The organism is Actinoplanes teichomyceticus ATCC 31121, from assembly GCF_003711105.1.
GTDB classification, from domain to species: domain Bacteria; phylum Actinomycetota; class Actinomycetes; order Mycobacteriales; family Micromonosporaceae; genus Actinoplanes; species Actinoplanes teichomyceticus.
Map to the genome: position 1 here is coordinate 2,598,429 of NZ_CP023865.1, position 18,462 is coordinate 2,616,890.

15 protein-coding genes are annotated in these 18,462 nt (G+C 71.8%); 9 read left to right on the forward strand and 6 right to left on the reverse strand.

Features of this window, described 5'->3' with window-relative positions:
• Positions 1-8: 8 nt before the first annotated feature.
• The 4 genes from ACTEI_RS11680 to ACTEI_RS11695 form a co-directional block, all read right to left on the reverse strand.
• Entirely contained in the window at positions 9-464 is a 456-nt protein-coding gene (locus ACTEI_RS11680; protein WP_164465916.1) for an Lrp/AsnC family transcriptional regulator, read from the reverse strand.
• Positions 465-508: 44 nt separating this feature from the next.
• Positions 509-1,786, reverse strand: coding sequence for a 4-aminobutyrate--2-oxoglutarate transaminase (gene gabT, locus ACTEI_RS11685; protein ID WP_122977672.1), 1,278 nt, complete (start codon positions 1,784-1,786; stop codon positions 509-511).
• Between the two features lie 2 nt (positions 1,787-1,788).
• Entirely contained in the window at positions 1,789-3,225 is a 1,437-nt protein-coding gene (locus ACTEI_RS11690; protein ID WP_122977673.1) for a gamma-aminobutyraldehyde dehydrogenase, read from the reverse strand.
• Positions 3,226-3,466: 241 nt separating this feature from the next.
• Positions 3,467-5,854, reverse strand: a complete 2,388-nt coding sequence (locus ACTEI_RS11695) for a glycoside hydrolase family 3 N-terminal domain-containing protein (RefSeq protein ID WP_307837890.1) — start codon at positions 5,852-5,854, stop codon at positions 3,467-3,469.
• Between the two features lie 272 nt (positions 5,855-6,126).
• On the opposite strand from ACTEI_RS11695, the gene ACTEI_RS11700 reads away from it, so the two are divergent.
• The 3 genes from ACTEI_RS11700 to ACTEI_RS11710 all read left to right on the forward strand — a co-directional run bounded on the left by ACTEI_RS11700 (position 6,127) and on the right by ACTEI_RS11710 (position 9,277).
• Positions 6,127-7,455 carry an extracellular solute-binding protein gene (locus tag ACTEI_RS11700; RefSeq protein ID WP_122977675.1) on the forward strand — a complete coding sequence of 443 codons (1,329 nt, stop codon included), beginning with the start codon at positions 6,127-6,129 and terminating at the stop codon, positions 7,453-7,455.
• A 74-nt stretch (positions 7,456-7,529) separates the two neighbouring features.
• The gene (locus ACTEI_RS11705) at positions 7,530-8,378 is read left to right on the forward strand and encodes a carbohydrate ABC transporter permease (RefSeq protein WP_239082501.1); all 849 of its coding nucleotides are present in this window, start codon (positions 7,530-7,532) and stop codon (positions 8,376-8,378) included.
• Positions 8,379-8,380: 2 nt separating this feature from the next.
• On the forward strand, positions 8,381-9,277 hold the full coding sequence (locus ACTEI_RS11710; protein WP_122977677.1) for a carbohydrate ABC transporter permease: 897 nt from the start codon (positions 8,381-8,383) through the stop codon (positions 9,275-9,277).
• On the opposite strand, the gene ACTEI_RS11715 is transcribed toward ACTEI_RS11710, so the two are convergent.
• Complete coding sequence (locus tag ACTEI_RS11715) at positions 9,242-10,279, reverse strand: LacI family DNA-binding transcriptional regulator (protein ID WP_122977678.1); 1,038 nt, start codon at positions 10,277-10,279, stop codon at positions 9,242-9,244. The two genes, ACTEI_RS11710 and ACTEI_RS11715, sit on opposite strands and share 36 nt — an antisense overlap.
• Before the next feature lie 662 nt (positions 10,280-10,941).
• On the reverse strand, positions 10,942-11,823 hold the full coding sequence (locus tag ACTEI_RS11720) for a TIGR03560 family F420-dependent LLM class oxidoreductase (RefSeq protein WP_122977679.1): 882 nt from the start codon (positions 11,821-11,823) through the stop codon (positions 10,942-10,944).
• Positions 11,824-12,202: 379 nt separating this feature from the next.
• Between ACTEI_RS11720 and ACTEI_RS11725 the strand changes: the two genes are divergently transcribed.
• The 6 genes from ACTEI_RS11725 to ACTEI_RS11750 are packed head-to-tail and all read left to right on the forward strand — an operon-like array spanning position 12,203 to position 18,455.
• Positions 12,203-13,465, forward strand: a complete 1,263-nt coding sequence (locus ACTEI_RS11725) for an ROK family transcriptional regulator (protein WP_203723721.1) — start codon at positions 12,203-12,205, stop codon at positions 13,463-13,465.
• On the forward strand, positions 13,462-14,265 hold the full coding sequence (locus ACTEI_RS11730) for an ABC transporter permease (protein ID WP_122977681.1): 804 nt from the start codon (positions 13,462-13,464) through the stop codon (positions 14,263-14,265). The genes ACTEI_RS11725 and ACTEI_RS11730 overlap by 4 nt, the downstream gene beginning before the upstream one ends.
• On the forward strand, positions 14,262-15,023 hold the full coding sequence (locus tag ACTEI_RS11735; RefSeq protein ID WP_122977682.1) for an ABC transporter ATP-binding protein: 762 nt from the start codon (positions 14,262-14,264) through the stop codon (positions 15,021-15,023). The genes ACTEI_RS11730 and ACTEI_RS11735 overlap by 4 nt, the downstream gene beginning before the upstream one ends.
• On the forward strand, positions 15,020-16,009 hold the full coding sequence (locus ACTEI_RS11740; RefSeq protein WP_122977683.1) for an aliphatic sulfonate ABC transporter substrate-binding protein: 990 nt from the start codon (positions 15,020-15,022) through the stop codon (positions 16,007-16,009). Before ACTEI_RS11735 ends, ACTEI_RS11740 begins: the two co-directional genes overlap by 4 nt.
• 14 nt (positions 16,010-16,023) lie before the next feature.
• Positions 16,024-17,475 carry a sulfatase family protein gene (locus ACTEI_RS11745; RefSeq protein ID WP_122982083.1) on the forward strand — a complete coding sequence of 484 codons (1,452 nt, stop codon included), beginning with the start codon at positions 16,024-16,026 and terminating at the stop codon, positions 17,473-17,475.
• Positions 17,472-18,455 carry a formylglycine-generating enzyme family protein gene (locus ACTEI_RS11750; RefSeq protein ID WP_122977684.1) on the forward strand — a complete coding sequence of 328 codons (984 nt, stop codon included), beginning with the start codon at positions 17,472-17,474 and terminating at the stop codon, positions 18,453-18,455. Before ACTEI_RS11745 ends, ACTEI_RS11750 begins: the two co-directional genes overlap by 4 nt.
• The last annotated feature ends 7 nt before the right edge of the window (positions 18,456-18,462 follow it).

An 18,462-nucleotide genomic window follows, 5' to 3' on the forward strand; every position in this document is an offset into this window, starting at 1 on the left:
CCGGCCGACTACCGGGTGCCCCAGGCGTAGGTCTGCTTGGCCAGCTTGAGGTACATGAACGTGTCGGCCGAGGTCACCCCGTCGATCGCGCGGACCTTCTCGTTGAGCAGGTCGAGCAGGTGCTCGTCGTCGGTGCAGACCAGCTCGACCAGCAGGTCGTACCGGCCGGCGCAGATCACCACGTAGTCGACCTCGGGGATCGCGGCGAGCTCGTCGGCGATCTCCCGGAGGTCGCCGCTGACCCGCAGGCCGACCATCGCCTGCCGGGCGAAACCGAGGGTGAGCGGGTCGGTGACCGCGACGATCTGCATCAGGCCGTTGTCCAGCAGCCGCTGCACGCGCTGACGCACCGCCGCCTCGGACAGCCCGATCGTCTTGGCGAGCGTGGCGTAGGACATCCGCCCGTCCCGCTGCAGGTGATCGATGATCTGCTTGTTGATCTCGTCCAGGGCCACGTCGCTCACGCCGCGATTCTTACCTGTGCGCGCGTGCCCGGGCAAAAAGTGTCCTAGTTGTTTCGCACCGAGGTGGCCAGGATGTCGAGGCCGCGCCGCAACTCGCCGTCGGAGATCACCAGCGGCGGCAGGAAGCGCAGCACGTTGCCGTAGGTGCCGCAGGTCAGTGTGAGCAGCCCGGCCTGGTGACAGGCCCGCGACACCGCCGCGGCGCGGGCGGCGTCCGGCTCCAGGCCGCCCGGGACCACCAGCTCGACGGCGACCATCGCGCCCCGGCCGCGCACCTCGGCGATCCCCGGGTCGGCCAGCGCGGCCAGCGCCGGCGCCAGGACCGACTCGATGCGCCGCGCGGCGGTGGCCAGATCCAGCTCCCGCATCGTCTCGATGGCGGCGAGCGCGGCGGCGCAGGCCACCGGATTACCGCCGTACGTCCCGCCGAGGCCACCGGCGTGCACCGCGTCCATCAGCTCGGCGCGGCCGACCACGCCGGCGATCGGCAGCCCGCCGCCCATCCCCTTGGCCGTGGTGATCAGATCGGGTTCGAGGTTCTCGTGCTCGGCGGCGAACCACTGCCCGGTCCGGCAGAAGCCGGTCTGGATCTCGTCGGCCACGAAGACCGCCCCGGCCTCGGCCGCCCACGCCGCGATCGCCGGCAGGAAGCCGGGCGCCGGGACCACGAAACCGCCCTCGCCCTGGATCGGCTCGATCAGCACGGCCGCCACGTTGCCCGCGCCCACCTGCTTCTCCATCACGTCGATCGCCCGGCGGGCGGCCTGCGCCCCGGCCAGCCCGCCGTCGCGCAGCGGGTACGACATCGGCGCCCGGTAGACCTCCGGCGCGAACGGGCCGAACCGGTGCTTGTACGGCATGTTCTTCGCGGTCAGCGCCATGGTCAGGTTGGTCCGGCCGTGGTACGCGTGGTCGAACACCACGACCGCCTGCCGCCCGGTGGCATGTCGTGCGATCTTGACGGCGTTCTCCACCGCCTCGGCGCCCGAGTTGAACAGCGCGGCCCGCTTGCCGAACGAGCCCGGGGTCAGTTCGATCAGCCGCTCGCAGACCGCGACGTACGACTCGTACGGCGCGACCATGAAGCAGGTGTGGGTGAACCGCTCCACCTGCTCGCGGACCGCCCGTACCACCCGGGGCGCGGCGTTGCCGACGGTGGTGACCGCGATGCCGGACGCGAAGTCGATCCACTCGCGCCCGTCGACGTCGGTCAGCGTGCCACCGCCGGCATGGTCGACATAGGCGGAGAGGGTCGAGCCGACCCCGCGGGCCACCGCCGCCAGCCGCCGCCTGTGCAACTCGCCGGACGAGGAGGGGGACACGGTCAGGCCCCCACGCGGTGCATGACGTGCTTGATCCGGGTGTAGTCGGCCAGGCCGTACACGGAGAGGTCCTTGCCGTGCCCGGAGTGCTTGAAGCCGCCGTGCGGCATCTCCGCGACCAGCGGGATGTGGCAGTTGACCCAGACGCAGCCGAAGTCCAGCCGCTGGGTCATCCGCATCGCCCGGCCGTGGTCGGCGGTCCACACGCTGGAGGCCAGGGCGTAGTCGACGCCGTTGGCCGACCGCACCGCCTGCTCCTCGTCGGTGAACCGCTGCACGGTGATGACCGGGCCGAACACCTCGTTCTGGATGATCTCATCGTCCTGTCGCAGGCCGGCCACGACGGTGGGGGAGAAGAAGAACCCGCGGTCGCCGACCCGGGTGCCGCCGGTCTCCACCGAGGCGTGGTCCGGCAGCCGGTCCAGGAAACCGGCGACCCGGGCCAGCTGGCCGGCGTTGTTGATTGGGCCGTAGAACGCGTCCTCGTCGTCCGGCGCGCCGGTGCGGGTGTCGCGGGCCCGCTCGGTGAGGGCGGCGACGAAGTCCAGGTAGGCGGCCGAGGCGACGAGCACCCGGGTGGCGGCGGTGCAGTCCTGACCGGCGTTGAAGTAGCCCGCCTCGGCGATCGCCGCGGCGGCGGCCGCGATGTCGGCGTCCTCGAACACCACGACCGGGGCCTTGCCGCCCAGCTCCAGGTGGGTGCGCTTGAGGTCGGCGGCGGCCGCGCCGGCCACCTCCATGCCGGCCCGCACCGACCCGGTGATCGACACCATCCGCGGGGTGCGGTGCCCGACCAGCGCGCGGCCGGTGTCCCGGTCGCCGAGCACCACGTTGAAGACGCCGGCCGGCAGGAACTCGGCGGCGATCTCGGCCAGCAGCACGCTGGTGACCGGGGTGGTGTCGGACGGCTTGAGGACCACGGTGTTGCCCGCGGCGATCGCCGGCGCGACCTTCCAGACCGCCATCATCAGCGGGTAGTTCCACGGCGTGACCTGGGCGCAGACGCCGACCGGCTCGCGCCGCACGTAGCTCTCGTAACCGTCGAGGTACTGCCCGGCGGAGCGGCCCTCCAGCACCCGGGCGGCGCCGGCGAAGAACCGGATCTGGTCGACCGCCGGCGGCAGCTCCTCGTCGGCGGTCAGCCCCAGCGGCTTGCCGGTGTTCTGCGACTCGGCGGCGACCAGCTCGTCGGCCCGGGCCTCCACCGCGTCGGCGAACCTCAGCAGCGCCCGCTGCCGCTGGCTCGGGGTGGTGTCGCGCCACCGGGCGAAGGCGGTCGCGGCGGCCGACATGGCCCGGTCGACGTCCTCGGGGCCGGAGACCGCGGCGGACGCGAACACCTCGCCGGTGGACGGGTCGACGAGGTCGCGGTACCGCCCGCCGGCGGGCGCGACCGCGGCCCCGGCGACGAAGTTGTGCAGGACCTGCTTGGCGGTCATCCGGCCTCCAGCGATGGGATCGGCGCAGTCCGCCCCATCTTTTCCGCTGAATCCGTGGTGAACAAGGGGGCGCGGGCAGCTTTCCGTGTTTCCGGCGGTTCCGCCACCACCGCCCGGCACGGGCCGCCCGGTGGCGGCACGGCCCACGCCGTGGCGCGGGCCGCCTCCGCATTGTGCGCCCGGCCCGCGCCCGCCGGAGACCGGAATCGGCGCCGTCACCCGGTCGGTCCGGCACCCGCGGTCACGACGCGAGCGGCTGGACCTCCACCGGGGTGACCAGCCGGCGGTCCGGCCCGGCCGGGCGCGCCGGGCCGGTGAGCCGGACGGTCGCCGTGCACGGCAGGTCCCCGGCCGACGTGCCGACCAGCACCCGCAGCTCACCCGGCTCCACCACGCGCCGCAGGTCCCGGCCGGCGAACGCGGTCCGGTCGGTGTGCACCCGGAACGTCACGTCGGCGCCCGCACCGGCGGCCAGCTCGACGCGGTGGAAGCCGGACAGCTGGCGCACCGGGCGGGTCACCTGGGCGACCGGGTCGGACAGGTACAGCTGGACCACCTCGGCGCCGTCGCGCGCACCGGTGTTACGCACCCGGACGGTCACCGCGAACTCGCCGTCGGTCGGCACGGTGTCCGCGCTGACCCGCAGCTGGTCCACGGTGAACGTGGTGTACGACCGGCCGTGGCCGAACGGGTAGAGCGGCGTCGGATCGAGGTTGCTGACCCCGCTGTCGGTCGCGCCCAGGATCGGCTGCAGGTACGTGCCCGGCTGCCCGCCCGGCGTCCGCGGGATCTGCACCGGCAGCTTGCCGGTCGGCTGGACCCGCCCGCTGAGCACCCCGGCGATCGCGTGGCCGCCGGCCTGACCGGGCATGAACGCGCTGACCAGCCCGGCGACCCGGCCGTCGAGGTCGCCCAGCGCGTACGGCCGGCCGGAGACCAGCACCACGACCAGCGGGGTGCCGGTGGCCAGCAGCTCCTCCAGCAGCTCCGCCTGCACCCCGGGCAGCCGCAGGTCGTCGGCGTCGCAGCCCTCGCCCGAGGTGCCCTTGCCGAACAGCCCGGCCAGGTCGCCGACGAAGGCCACGGCCAGGTCGGCGTTGCGGGCGGCGTCGACGGCCTCGGCGAAGCCGGTGCGGTCGTCGCCGTCCACCGCGCAGCCCCGGGCGTAGGTGATCTCGTTGGCCGGGAACTCGGCGCGCAGGGCGTCGACCGCGGTCGGGATGTCCAGGCCCAGGCCCAGCTGCGGGTAGCGGGGCAGCACGTGGTTGGGGAAGGCGTAGCAGCCCAGGAAGGTGCGCGCGTCGTCGGCGCACGGGCCGATCGCGGCGATCCGGAACGGCTCGGTGACCGGCAGCGCGCTGCCCGGGTCGAGCAGCACGATCGAGCGTTCGGCGAGCTCGACCGCGATGTCCTGGTTGGCCGGCGCGTTCAGGTCGGTGAGCGGCGCGGCGATCACCGAGGTCTCCGGCGTCCAGCCCGGGTCGAGCAGGCCGAGCGCGGCCTTCTGGGTCAGCAGGCGGCGGACCGCGCGGTCGACGTACTCCTCCGGCACCTCGCCGCGGCGCACCTTCGCCACCAGCGCGTCGCCGTAGCCGATGGTGTCCGGCAGCTCCACGTCGATGCCGGCGGCCAGCGCCTGCGCGCCGGCGTCGGCGTTGTCCGCGGCGACGCCGTGCATGGTGGCCAGGAACGGGATGGCCCAGTAGTCGGAGACGACCGTGCCGGTGAAGCCCCACTCGTCCCGCAGCACCTCGGTGAGCAGCCACGGGTCGGCGCCGGCCGGCACACCGTCCACATCGGAGTAGGAGTTCATCACCGAGCCGGCCCCGCCGCCGCCCCGGCTCACCGCGGCGACCGCGGTCTCGAACGGCGGCAGCACCACGTCGATCAGCTCGCGCCGGCCCATCGGCACCGGGCCGTGGTTGCGCGCGCCGCGGGACGCCGAGTACCCGGCGAAGTGCTTGAGAGTGGCGATCACGCCGGAGCTCTGCAACCCCCGGACGTACGCCGAGCCGACCGTCGCCACCAGGTACGGGTCCTCGCCGATGGTCTCCTCGACCCGTCCCCAGCGGTAGTCGCGGACCACGTCGAGCACCGGTGACAGGCCCTGGTGCACGCCGAGCGCGGCCATGTCCCGGCCGATCGCGGCGGCCATCCGCTCGATCAGCTGCGGGTCGAAGGTGGCGCCCCAGGCGAGCGCGGCCGGGTAGACGGTGGCGCCGAACGCGGTGAACCCGGTCAGGCACTCCTCGTGCACCAGGGCCGGGATGCCGAGCCGGCTGGACATCACGATCTGCTGCTGGCGGACCAGCTCGGCGGCGCCCTCGGCCGGGGTGAGCGGGACGCTGCCGTACACCCGGGTGAGGTGGCCGAGGCCGTGCCGGGCGGCCTCGGCGAGCGGGATGCCGCCGCCGGCCGCGAAGACGTCCTGCATCGGCGCGACGTTGTGCTGCTCCTGCGGGTCGTAACCGTCGTCGTCGGCGGTCGCGCCCATGTCGTTGCCGACCCAGCGGCTGCCCAGCTGCGCGACCTTCTCCTCGAGGGTCATCTCGGCGAGCAGTGCCTCGACGCGGTCGGCGACGGGCAGCGCCGGGTCGCGCCACGGCTGGGTCACCTGTTCTGTGGTCAACGTTTCCTCCGGAGGGTTCCCGAAACTTTCGGGTGCCTTGGCGTGCCTGCGGGCCATCGGGAAGAGCCCGCCGACGCTGCCTACTCTCGCGCTCCGGGCACGGTTACGGCAAGGGCCTTGACACCTGTCACGGCGAAACCCTACGTTAACGAAACCTCGCGTTAATTTGCGGCTGTCACTCGAAAGTTCCGGAACTCGGTGACCGCCGTCGCCATCGCTTTATCACCCGCCGCGGCCCCCTGCCGCGGCTTGTTTCGAGTACGGAGATCAGCGTGAAGCGCAGGAATTTTCTGAGTCTCTCCGCGGGTGCCGCCGCGGCCACCGGGCTCGCCGCGTGCGGCAAGTCCGGTCCCAGCGACTCGAGCGGCGGCGGTGGCACTGCCGGCGCTGACGCCGCCAGCTACTGGTTCCTCAGCGGCCCGCCCGGCGAGCCGATCCGCCAGGGCGCGGTGGACCGCTTCAACAAGGCCAACCCGGACAACCAGGTCAAGGTCACCACCTTCCAGAACGACGCCTACAAGGACAAGCTGAAGACCGCCCTCGGCGCGGGCCAGGCCCCGACGATCATCTGGGGCTGGGGCGGCGGCGGCCTGAAGAGCTACGTCGAGGCGGGTCAGGTGGACGACCTGACCGACTGGTTCGGCCAGAACGCCGCGGTCAAGGACCGGCTGTTCAAGTCCTCCTTCGGCCCGGCCACGATCGACGGCAAGATCTACGCCATGCCGGCGGAGACGGTACAGCCGATCGTCATGCTGTACAACAAGGAGGCGTTCGAGAAGGTCGGCGTGCAGAACCCGCCGCAGACCTGGGCCGAGGTGATGGACCTGGTCCCGAAGTTCAACGCCAAGGGCATCGCGCCGTTCTCGCTGGCCGGCCAGTCCCGGTGGACCAACATGATGTGGCTGGAGTTCCTCTTCGACCGGATCGGCGGTCCCGAGGTCTTCGGCAACGTCTTCAACGGCCAGAAGGACGCCTGGAACAACCCGGCCTCGATCGAGAGCCTCACCAAGATCCAGGAGCTGATCAAGGCGAACGGCTTCATCAAGGGCTTCGCCTCGATCGCCGCCGACACGAACGCCGACCAGGCGCTGCTCTACCGCGGCAAGGCGGCCATGATGCTGCACGGCAGCTGGTCGTACGGCATCATCCAGGCCGAGGGCGGCAACTTCATCAAGGACGGCAAGCTGGGCTACTTCAACTTCCCGGCTGTCGACGGCGGCAAGGGCGACCCGAGCAACACCGTCGGCAACGCCGGCCAGTACCTCTCGATCTACTCCAAGGCCTCCGACAAGCAGAAGGAGACCGCGAAGAAGTTCTTCCAGAGCCTGCTCGACGACACCGAGCAGGAAGGCTGGATCAAGACCGGCGGCGTGCCGATCGTGCAGGGCTCCAACGCCAAGCTCGCCTCCTCGCCGGACAAGGACTTCCTGAACTTCATCTACGACGTGGCCAGCAAGGCGAAGAACTTCGGCCAGTCCTGGGACCAGGCGCTGAGCCCGACCGCGGCGGAGACGCTGCTGGACAACATCGCGAAGCTGTTCCAGCTGTCGATCTCGCCGCAGAAGTTCGCCGACAACATGAACCAGGTCATCGGCAAATGACGATCGCACCGCCCGTAGTGCGGTCCGCTCCCCCCACCGCTGCTCGCGGCGGGGGGAGCGGTTCCGTCTCCTGGATGGCCTGGCCGGCGCTCATCGCGTTCACGATCTTCGGCATCGTGCCGTTGTTCGGCGTCGTCGCGCTCAGCTTCACGTCGTGGAACGGCATCAGCGAACAGATCAGCCTGACCGGGCTGGACAGCTGGAAGACCGTGCTCAGCGACCCCGGTCTGCCGCACGCCCTCTGGGTCACCTTCCTGATCATGGCGCTGTCCTGGCTGGCGCAGACCCCGCTCTCGATCCTGATCGGGGTCTTCATCGCGGCCCACAAGCGCTACCGCGCGCTGCTGGCCGTGCTCTTCTTCATCCCGCTGCTGCTGAGCCAGGCCGCCATCGCGATCACCTACAAGATGCTGCTGGACCCGAACTTCGGGCTCGGCGCCGGCCTCGGCTTCGAGTTCCTCCAGCAGAACTGGCTGGGCGAGGAGAACCTCGCGCTGGGCGTGGTGGTCTTCGTGGTGTCCTGGCAGTGGATCCCCTTCCACTCGCTGATCTACCAGGGCGGCGTCCGGCAGATCCCGGCCTCGATGTACGAGGCGGCGGAGATCGACGGCGCCGGCCGGGTCCGGCAGTTCTTCAGCATCACCCTGCCGCAGCTGAAGTACACGATCATCACATCGTCGACGCTGATGGTGGTCGGCTCGCTGACCTTCTTCGACCTGATCTGGGTGCTCACCGCCGGCGGTCCGAGTGACGCCACCCGCGCCCTCGCGGTGGACATGTACCAGACCGGCTTCAAGGCCGCCCTGATGGGCCCGGCCAGCGCGATCGCGGTCATCCTGGTCCTGGTCGGCCTGGGTCTGGCTCTGCTGCTGCGCCGGCTCGGTGGCCGGGACGCGACCGCGAGCCAGCTGGAAGGAGCCTGATAGTGACGACCGTGCTCGACAGCCGGGCCACCGGCAAGGTGGCCGGCGCGCCACCGGCCCGGAGCAAGCGGCCGCGGATCCTGCAGTACAACTTCCTCGGCGGTCTCGCCGGATGGCTCTGGCTGCTGGTGGTGATCATTCCGATCTACTGGATCGTGATCACCAGCTTCAAGCTGCAGAACGACTACTACGACACCAGCCCGCTCGCCCCGCCGGCCAACCCGACGCTGGAGAACTACCGGTTCGTCCTGGAGAACGACTTCGTCCGGTACTTCTTCAACAGCGTGATCGTCACGGTCGGGTCGGTGGTCCCGGCGGTGGTGGTGTCGTTCATGGCCGCCTACGCCATCGTGCGCGGCAGCGCGACCAGCCGGTTCCTGCGTTCGGTGAACTCGGTGTTCCTGATGGGCCTGGCGATCCCGCTGCAGGCGGTGATCATCCCGGTCTATCTGATCATCATCAAACTGCAGATGTACGACACGCTCGGGGCGATCATCCTGCCGTCGATCGCGTTCGCCATCCCGCTGTCGGTGCTGGTGCTGTCGAACTTCATCCGTGACGTGCCGAAGGAGCTCTTCGAGTCGATGCGGATGGACGGCGCCACCGAGTGGGGCACGCTGTGGCGCCTGGCGCTGCCGCTGACCCGGCCGGCGCTGGTCACCGTCACCATCTACCAGGGCCTGCAGGTGTGGAACGGCTTCCTGCTGCCGCTGATCCTGACCCAGACCCCGGAGCAGCGCACCCTGCCGCTCGCGCTGGCCAGTTTCCAGGGGCAGTACAGCGTCAACATCCCGGCCGTGCTGGCCTCGGTGGTGCTGACCACCCTGCCGATCCTGACCCTCTACATCATCGGCCGCCGCCAGCTACTCAGCGGCCTGACCGCGGGTTTCGGCAAGTGACTTGGTGCTCTCCCGCACCATCAGCTTGGTGACCAGCTCCACCCGGGGGGTCTCGATGGTCTCGCCGCGCGACAGTCGCAGGACTGTCCGCGCGGCGAGCGCCCCCATCTCCGCCAGCGGCTGACGGATCGTGGTCAGCGGCGGCGAGGACCAGCACGCGTCGGGCAGGTCGTCGAAACCGACCACGCTCAGGTCGTCCGGCACCCGCAGGCCGCGGCGGCGGGCCGCCTCGTAGACCCCGAGCGCCATCTGGTCGCTGGACGCGAAGATCGCGGTGGGCCGGTCCGGCCGGTCCAGCAGCCGGCCACCGGCCAGAAAACCCGACTCGTTGCGGAAGTCGCCCTGCTCCATCAGGTCCGGGTCGACCGGCAGCCCGGCGCCCTCCATCGCCGCCCGGAAACCGTCCAGCCGCGCCCGGCTGCACAGCAGATTCTTCGGCCCGGCGATGAATCCGATCCGCCGGTGGCCGAGCCCGATCAGGTGGTCGGTGGCGGTCCGGCCGCCGGACCAGTTGGTCGCCCCGATGGTGGGCACGTCGGTCGCGGCGCCACCGGCCGGGTCGATGATCACCACCGGGACGCGCAGCCGGTGCAACTCGGTGTGCACCGGCTCGGCGACGTCCGAGGTCACGAAGACCACGCCGTCGGAGGCGCGGGCGCGCAGGTTCTGCAGCCACTGCCGGGTCGCGGTGGTGCGCCGGTGCACCTGGGACACCACGGTGCCGACCCCGGCCGCGTGGGTCACGTCCTCCACGCCGCGGACCAGCTCCAGCGCCCACGGGCTGTCCAGGTCGTTGAAGACGAGGTCGATCAGGCGGGCCCGGCCGGAATGTCGAGAGTTGCGAGGACGGTAGTCGTGCTCGCGCAACAGCCGCTCGATGAGCTCGCGGGTCTGCGGCGAGACGTCGGACCGGCCGTTGAGCACCCGGGAGACGGTCGGCACGGACACGCCGGCGGCGTCCGCGATGGCCGCGATGGTCACGCGTTGTTTACCGACAGCCATGGGGGCGCGCTCCTTACCGCCGGGGTGCAATGGCTGCAACTTCCGGGCCCGGCACCGAAATCATGCCATGATTGAAGCTCGCTTTTACATGCTGGAAACGACCCGCTTTCAGTTAACCGGTTAAGCGCTACCGGCGGGTTCGCCGTGGGAGCGCTTCCGGTTCGGCGGCCGAAACTTCCGGACAGCGCTCGGCGAAAGTCGCCGGTGGGCGGGCAGTCCCAGGTCAGGGCCGGAATGACGATTTCAGCGGTGCAGACCAGCACGGTGCGGCCGGCGCGGCGGCACCGGGGGAGGGGCCGGTGACGTACCTCATGGGGAGTTGCCGCCGTGGCGGTCAACTCCCTCGGCTGCTCCGGAGCGCGGCCGCTACGCCGGTGGACTCCGGCGCGCTGCTCACGAAGGTGGCCGCGTCCGACGAGGTCGCCGCCCGCGGTCCCGGCCTCGCCGACCGGATCGTCACGCCCGGGCTGCACGAGCGCGCGGGCTTCGACCCCGCGGTCACGATCAGCGACGGTGCGCCTGCGAGGGACCGCCTCGTCGCCTCTCGGGCCGCGCCGCCTGCGGAAGCGGCTCCGGCCCCACCGGGCGAGCGGGCCGCGCCGGCGGCGCGAAAGGAACCCCGGAGGCTCCCTTTCGCGGCGCCGGGCCTTCGTGGTGGAGGGTCAGGAGAACTGCGGGATGACCTCCTCGGCGAAGGCGAGCAGGGGCTCGTGCTCGTACGCCACCCGGGGGATGTAGGCGATCACGTAGTCGGCGCCGGCCTCGGCGATCGCCTCCACCCGGGCGCGGATCTGCGCGGTGGTGTCGTCCGGGTTCACGTTCAGGCTGGTCGACTTGCTGATCCGGGCGTAATCGGTGCCCTGCTCGTCGCAGTGCCGGCGGAGCACCGCCAGCTTCTGCCGGATCACCTCCGGGTCGCCGTTGCCCACGTTGCAACCCTCGGCGTACTTCGCGACCAGCTTCAGCGTCACCTTCTCGCCGCCGCCACCCAGCCACAGGTCCGGCTTGCGGCCGCCGGCGCCCTTGGGCTGGTTGATCGCCCCGTCGATCCGGTAGTGCTTGCCGGTGAAGACCGGCTGCTCCTCGGTCCACATCCGGTGCACGACCTCGACGGCCTCGCGGAAGGCGCGCATCCGCTCCGGCACGTCGGCCCACTCGTAGCCGTAGGCCTTCCACTCGTGCTCGTACCACCCGGCGCCCAGGCCGGCGTAGAGCCGCCCGTGACTGGCCACGTCCACGGTCGACGCGATCTTCGCGTACAGCGACGGCTGCCGGTAACCGTTGCAGCCGACCATCTGCCCGATCTTCACCCGGCTGGTGTCCCGGGCCAGCGTCGAGCTCACCGTCCACGCCTCGAACGTGGTGTTGATCGTCGGCTCCGGGACGGTGTGGAAGTGGTCGTACACCCACACGGAGTCCCACGGGCCGGCGTCGGCAAGCCTGGCGACGGCGGTCATCGCCTCGTACTGCTCCACCGGGTCGTCGATCTCGACCAGGTCCATCCGCCAGCCCTGCGGCACGAAAACCCCGAAACGCATGCTCATGGACCCAATCTATAGATCGTCGGTGGCTTGAGTGGGTGGTGCCCCGCCAAGCGGGCGGGAGGCGACGCCGATCCGGGGACGGCCCGGGCGCAGCGACGGTGCGGTGGAGGTCGCCGACAGCGGTGGCGTCGCCCGCCACCCGGGGCCCCGCCGGTGCGCCGGCGTCGGTGGCGGCTGATCGGGTGGCGCTTGCACCGTGGCCGCCGGCTCGGCGGTGCGGGCCGGCGCCGGCGGTCGTTGTGGCCGTGTGGCAAGGGCGGCGGGGCCCGGTCCGGCGGCTGATGCCACGAGGCTGCTGAGGAAGTTTTCCTACTGGTTTTGCAGAGATAATTCCGTCGGATCGTTGACGGAAAAATTGCCGGTTGCCTACGGTGACCGCGTGTCGGCAACCGGAGGCGTCCACGCGCTGGTCAGACGGGCTCACGAGGAGCGCGTGCTGGCCATCCTGCGTGAGCACGGAACCCTGAGCCGGGCCCAGATCGCGGCCCGCTCGGGCCTGTCGCGCACCACGCTGTCCGAGATCACCGGCGACCTGCTGGGCCGCGGGGCGATCGTCAAGGTGACCACCGACGCGCACCGGCGGGCCGGCAGCGGACGCCCCGCCGAGCTGCTCGCCCTCGACCCGCGCTCGGGCCAGTTCCTCGGCGTCGACCTCGGGCACACCCGGGTGCGCGTGGTGGTCGCCGACGCGGCACACGAGATCATCGCGAGCGGGGTCGCGCCGTACCCGGCGGGGACGTCCCTGCCGGCGCGGATCCGCGCCGGACTCGCCCTGATCGAGCGGCTGGGCCGGGAGCGGGGCCTGGGCCTGTCCGCGTTGCAGGCGGTCGGGGTCGGGGTCACCGGCCCGTACCCGGCGGGCAGCGCCCGGGCGGACGTCTCCGCCGCGTTCCGGGAACGGTTCGGCGCTCCGGTGCTGGTGGACAACAACACCCGGTTCGCCGCGCTGGCCGAGGCCGGGACCACCGACGCGCGCGACGTGCTCTACATCCGGCTCGCCGCCGGCATCGGTGGCGGCCTGGTGGTCGGCGGGCGGCTGGTGACCGGGGCGCAGGGAGCGGCCGGCGAGTTCGGGCACGTGCTCGCCGAGCCGGGCGGCGCGGCCTGCCGTTGCGGCAAGCGTGGCTGCCTGGAGACGGTGGCCTCGACCGGGGCGGCGCTGGCCGCGGCCGGCGTCGCCGACCTGGACCGGCTGGCCGCACGCCGGGCGGAGCCCGCGGTGGCCGCGGCGATGGACCGGATCGGCGAGGCGGTGGGGCGGGTGCTCGCGTCGGCCGCGCTGATCCTCGATCCCGAGCTCATCGTGATCGGCGGCAGCCTGCCCCGCGCGGTCCCGGCGATCGTCGACCGCGCCGCCCGGGTGATCGCCGCCGGGCGGGTGCCGCCCGGCCCGTGGTCCGCCGGCACCCGCTCGGCGGACCACGGGACGGGCGGGCCGGGTTCGGCGGTGCGTGGTGGCCGGGTGGCCGCCGGGCCGGTGCCGGCGGACCGGGAGCCCGGCGGGGCGGCCGGTGGGTCCGGCCCGCTGGTGCGCGCCGCCCGGCTGGGCGACGAGGACGGGGCGCTGGGCGCGGTCGCCGCTCTCTACCGGCGTTCCCCGCTGCTGGCCGGATATTCCACTCTCGACGGGAGCACGCCATGACCCTGCTGGAAGCGGACACCGGGGTGACCGCCCCGGCGCCGCCGGGGGCGCGCCGCCGGGGCGTACCCAAGGCGGTCCTGAACCTGATCTCCGTCGTGCTCGGCGTGGCGCTGTGGTGGGGGCTGTCGGCGACCGGGCCGGACATCCCGGCGCCACCGGTGGTGCTGGACCGGGCGGTCGAGCTGATCGGGGACGGCACGCTGGGCGCCGACGTCCTGGCCAGCCTCCGGCGGGTGCTGGCCGGGTTCGTGCTGGGTGTGCTGCTCGCCGTGCCGGTCGCTTTCCTGATGGGCTGGTACGCCCCGGTCCGCGCCCTGGTCGAGCCGTGGATCCAGTTCTTCCGGACCATCCCGCCGCTCGCGCTGATCCCGATGGCGATCGTGCTGATGGGCATCGAGGAGACCCCGAAGATCTTCGTGATCTTCCTGGCCTCGTTCCTGTCCTGCGTGATCGCCACCCTGCAGGGCGTGCTCGGTGTGGACCGGACGCTGATCGACGCGGCCCGGGTGCTCGGCTCCACCGACCGGGTCGTGCTGACCCGCGTGGTGATCCCGGCGTCGTCGCCGTTCATCCTGGTCGGGATGCGGATCGGGCTCGGCTCGTCGTGGGCCACCCTGGTCGCCGCCGAGCTGATCGCCGCCCAGCAGGGCCTGGGTTACCGGATGCAGAGCGCGCAGCTCTACTACGACCTGCCGACCATCTTCGTCGGCCTGATCAGCATCGGCGTGCTGGGCCTGCTGATGGACCGGATGCTGCTGCTCGCCGAACGCCGCCTCACCGCCTGGCAGGAGACCCGATGATCACCGTCGACCGGGTACGCAAGGTCTTCACGCTGAAGAACGAGGAGTTCGTCGCGCTCGGTGAGGTGTCGCTGGAGCTGGCCGACAACGAGTTCGTCACCGTCGTCGGCCCGTCCGGCTGCGGCAAGACCACGCTGATGAACATCCTGGCCGGCCTGGAGACCCCGACCAGCGGGCAGGCGCTGCTCGACGGCGAGCCGGTCACCGGTCCGGGCCCGGAACGCGGCGTGATCTTCCAGCAGTACGCGCTCTTCCCGTGGTTGACGGTCCGCGAGAACGTCGAGTTCGGGCTGCGCAACCAGGGTGTGCCGCGGGCCCGTCGGCGGGTGGTCGCGGATCACTTCATCGCGCTGGTCGGGCTGGAGCGGTTCGCCGACGCGCTGCCCAAGACGCTGTCCGGCGGCATGAAGCAGCGGGTGGCGATCGCCCGGGCGTACGCGGTGAACCCGTCGATCCTGCTGATGGACGAGCCGTTCGGCGCGGTCGACGCGCTGACCCGGGTCCGTCTGCAGGAGCAGCTGCTGGCCACCTGGAGCCGGGACAGGCGCACCGTCGTCTTCGTCACCCACGACGTGGACGAGGCGGTCTTCCTGGCCAACCGGGTGGTCGTGATGGCCGCCCGGCCCGGCCGGATCGCCGAGATCGTCGACGTGGACCTGCCGTACCCGCGTACCGAGCAGATCCGTCTCAGTCCGCAGTTCACCGCGCTCCGCAATCGGGTGTGGAGCGCCGTTCATCACCAGGAGCCCGTACCGTGAAAAAGCTTCTCGCGGCGCTCGCCGCGGCGTCCCTGCTGCTCGTCGCCGCCTGCGGCGACGGCGACCCGGCCGGTGGCGGGGAGAAGTCGTCGAGCAGGGTGACGTTCGGCTACATCGCCGACTACAACGGTACGAGCCTGCTGGCCGTCGCCCAGGACCGCAAGCTCTGGGCGAAGCACGGCCTTGCGGTCACGCCCAAGGTGTTCACCAACGGTCCACTGCAGGTCACCGCGATGAACGCCGGTGACCTCGACTACGGCTACATCGGTCCGGGCGCGGTCTGGCTGCCCGCCTCCGGCAAGGCGAAGATCGTGGCGCTGAACTCGCTGGGCAACGCCGACCGGGTGATCGCGCAGCCGCAGATCACCGACCTGAGCCGGCTCAGGGGCAAGAAGGTCGGCGTCCCGGAGGGCACCTCGGGCGACATGATCCTCACCCTGGCGCTGGCCAAGGCCGGGTTGACGAACACCGACATCCAGCGCGTGCCGATGGACCCGGCCACCATCGTCTCGGCGTTCGCCGCCGGGCGGATCGACGCGGCCGGCATCTGGTACCCGCTGCTGGACAACATCAAGGCGCGGAAGCCGGACCTGGTCGAGCTGGCCCGCAACGACGACTTCGCCGCCGAGGTGGCGTTCCCGACCGCGTTCGTGGCCGGCAACGAGGCGGCCCGCGACACCGCCAGGACCACCAAGGTGCTCCAGGTGCTGCGCGAGGCGATGGACTACCGCGCCGCGCACCCGGACGAGACCGCCGCGCTGGTGGCCGCGATGAACAAGCAGACCGTGGAGGCGGTCAAGGCGGACGCCGCGAACAGCCGGATGCTGGACACCAGGACCCTGGACGGCTACACCGCCGACGGGACGGTCACCAGGTGGCTGACCGGGATGGGCGACTACTTCGTCGGCGCCGGGAAGCTGCCGGCCAACCCGGACCCGAAGTCGTACTACCTCGGTGACCTGTTCACGGGGGCCGCGGCGAAGTGAACTTCCTCTTCCTGATGACCGACCAGCACCGGGTGGACACGCTCGGCGCGTACGGCAACCCGCACGTGCGCACCCCGAACCTGGACCGGCTCGCCGCCACCGGCACCCGGTTCGACCGGTGGTACACCCCGACCGCCATCTGTACCCCGGCCCGGGCCAGCCTGCTCACCGGGCAGGCCCCGTTCCGGCACAGGGTGCTGGCCAACCAGGAACGCAACGTCGGCTACCGGGAGGACCTGCCGGACGACGCGTTCACCTTCGGGCTCGCCCTGCGCGAGCGCGGCTACCAGTGCGGACTGCTCGGCAAGTGGCACGCCAGCACCGCCAGGACCCCGGCGGACTACGGCTTCGACGGCCCGCACCTGCCGGGCTGGCACAACCCGGTCCAGCACGAGGACTACCTGGCCTACCTGACGGAGCACGACCTGCCGCCGTACGAGATCCACGACCGGATCCGCGGGACGCTGCCCAACGGCGGGCCGGGCAACCTGCTGGCGGCCCGGCTGCGGCAGCCGGTCGAGGCGACCTTCGAGCACTACCTGGCCACCCGCACGATCGAGCTGCTGCGCCGGTACGCCGCCGAGGGCAAGCCGTTCTTCCTGGCCACCCACTTCTTCGGGCCCCACCTGCCGTACATCGTCCCGGACGAGTACTTCGACCTGATCGACCCGGCGGTGGTCGAGCTGCCCGCCTCGATCGCCGAGACGTTCGAGGGCAAGCCGCCGGTGCAGCGCAACTACAGCGCACACTGGACGTTCGACACCATGCCGATCGAGGTGACCCGCAAGCTGATCGCGGTCTACTGGGGATACGTGTCGATGATCGACCACGAGATCGGCCGGATCCTCACCGCGCTCGACGAGCTCGGCCAGACCGGCGCCACGACCGTCTTCTTCACCTGCGACCACGGCGAGTTCACCGGCGCGCACCGGCTGCACGACAAGGGCCCGGCGATGTACGAGGACATCTACCGCACCCCCGGCATCGTCCGCGTCCCGGGCGCTCCGGCGCAGGCCCGCGACGAGTTCGTCAGCCTGCTCGACTGCACGGCCACCATCCTCGACCTGGCCGGCGCGGACCCCGCCCCGGCGGTGGACTCGCGCAGCCTGGTCCCGCTGCTGCGTGGCGAGCACCCGTGGTGGCAGCCGGACATCGTCGGCGAGTTCCACGGCCACCACTTCCCGTACCCGCAGCGGATGCTGCGCGACGAGCGGTACAAGCTGGTGGTGAACCCGGAGTCGGTCAACGAGCTGTACGACCTGCAGCGCGACCCGGACGAGCTGTCCAACGTCTACCGCCACCCGGAGATGGTGCCGGTGCGCGACCGGATGCTGCGGCGGCTCTACACCCTGCTGGTGGAGCGGGACGACCGGTTCTACCACTGGATGACGTCGATGTACCCGGTCGGCGAGGTGGACCACGATCCGACGCTGAGCGGGCTCGACGACCTGTCGTACCGGTCATGAGCTGCTGCGCCCCGTCGTCGGGGCGGGACCGGCCGGCGCCGGGGCCGGTGCCCGGCGGAGGCGGCGCCCACCGCGTACCGCAGGTGACCGTTCCCGCCCAGGTGTTCCGGATGGGCGACGCGCACGGCGACGGTCGTCCGGCCGACGGTGAGCGGCCGGTCCACCCGGTACGGGTGCACGCCTTCACGATCGACGCGACGCCGGTGACCGTCGCCGACTTCCGGGCGTTCGTGACCGCCACCGGCTACCGCACCGAGGCCGAGTCGTACGGCTGGTCCGCGGTGTTCCATCTGGCCGTCACCGACCCGGGGCGGGTGGTCGGGCGGATGGCCGGCGCCCCGTGGTGGCTGGGCGTCGAGGGCGCCGACTGGGCGCACCCGGACGGACCGTCCTCGACGGCCGGTGACGACCACCCGGTCGTGCACGTGAGCTGGCACGACGCGCGGGCGTACGCCGCGTGGGCCGGGCGCCGGCTGCCCAGCGAGGCGGAGTGGGAGTGCGCGGCCCGCGGCGGGCGGGCCGGGCTGCGCTACCCGTGGGGCGACACGCTGCCCGAGCGGTGGGCGTGCAACATCTGGCAGGGCGACTTCCCGGCCCGCAACACCGCCGAGGACGGGTGGGTCACCACCGCGCCGGTCCGCGCGTACCCGCCCAACGACTACGGGCTGTACCAGCCGGTCGGCAACGTGTGGGAGTGGTGCGCGGACTGGTTCTCGCCGGGGTACTACGCCCGGTCGCCGGTCGACGACCCGCGCGGGCCGGCGTCGGGCAGCTCCCGGGTGATCCGCGGGGGGTCGTACCTGTGTCACGACTCCTACTGCAACCGCTACCGCAACGCCGCCCGGTCGTCGAACACGCCCGATTCGTCGACCGGGAACACCGGCTTCCGGACCGTGGCCGCGTCCGGGCCGGCGAACACCGGCGCCCACCGGGACCGGCCGGTCCGGCTGAGACCGCCGAGGTCCCCGGGGCAGGCGTGACACAACC

Bases quoted from the DNA above. Each gene is read 5' to 3' on its own strand.
- ACTEI_RS11690 (WP_122977673.1), bottom strand. From the start codon at position 3,225: ATGACCGCCAAGCAGGTCCTGCACAACTTCGTCGCCGGGGCCGCGGTC.
- ACTEI_RS11705 (WP_239082501.1), top strand. From the start codon at position 7,530: ATGGCCTGGCCGGCGCTCATCGCGTTCACGATCTTCGGCATCGTGCCG.
- ACTEI_RS11715 (WP_122977678.1), bottom strand. From the start codon at position 10,279: ATGGCTGTCGGTAAACAACGCGTGACCATCGCGGCCATCGCGGACGCC.
- ACTEI_RS11720 (WP_122977679.1), bottom strand. From the start codon at position 11,823: ATGAGCATGCGTTTCGGGGTTTTCGTGCCGCAGGGCTGGCGGATGGAC.
- ACTEI_RS11730 (WP_122977681.1), top strand. From the start codon at position 13,462: ATGACCCTGCTGGAAGCGGACACCGGGGTGACCGCCCCGGCGCCGCCG.
- ACTEI_RS11735 (WP_122977682.1), top strand. From the start codon at position 14,262: ATGATCACCGTCGACCGGGTACGCAAGGTCTTCACGCTGAAGAACGAG.
- ACTEI_RS11745 (WP_122982083.1), top strand. From the start codon at position 16,024: ATGACCGACCAGCACCGGGTGGACACGCTCGGCGCGTACGGCAACCCG.
- ACTEI_RS11750 (WP_122977684.1), top strand. From the start codon at position 17,472: ATGAGCTGCTGCGCCCCGTCGTCGGGGCGGGACCGGCCGGCGCCGGGG.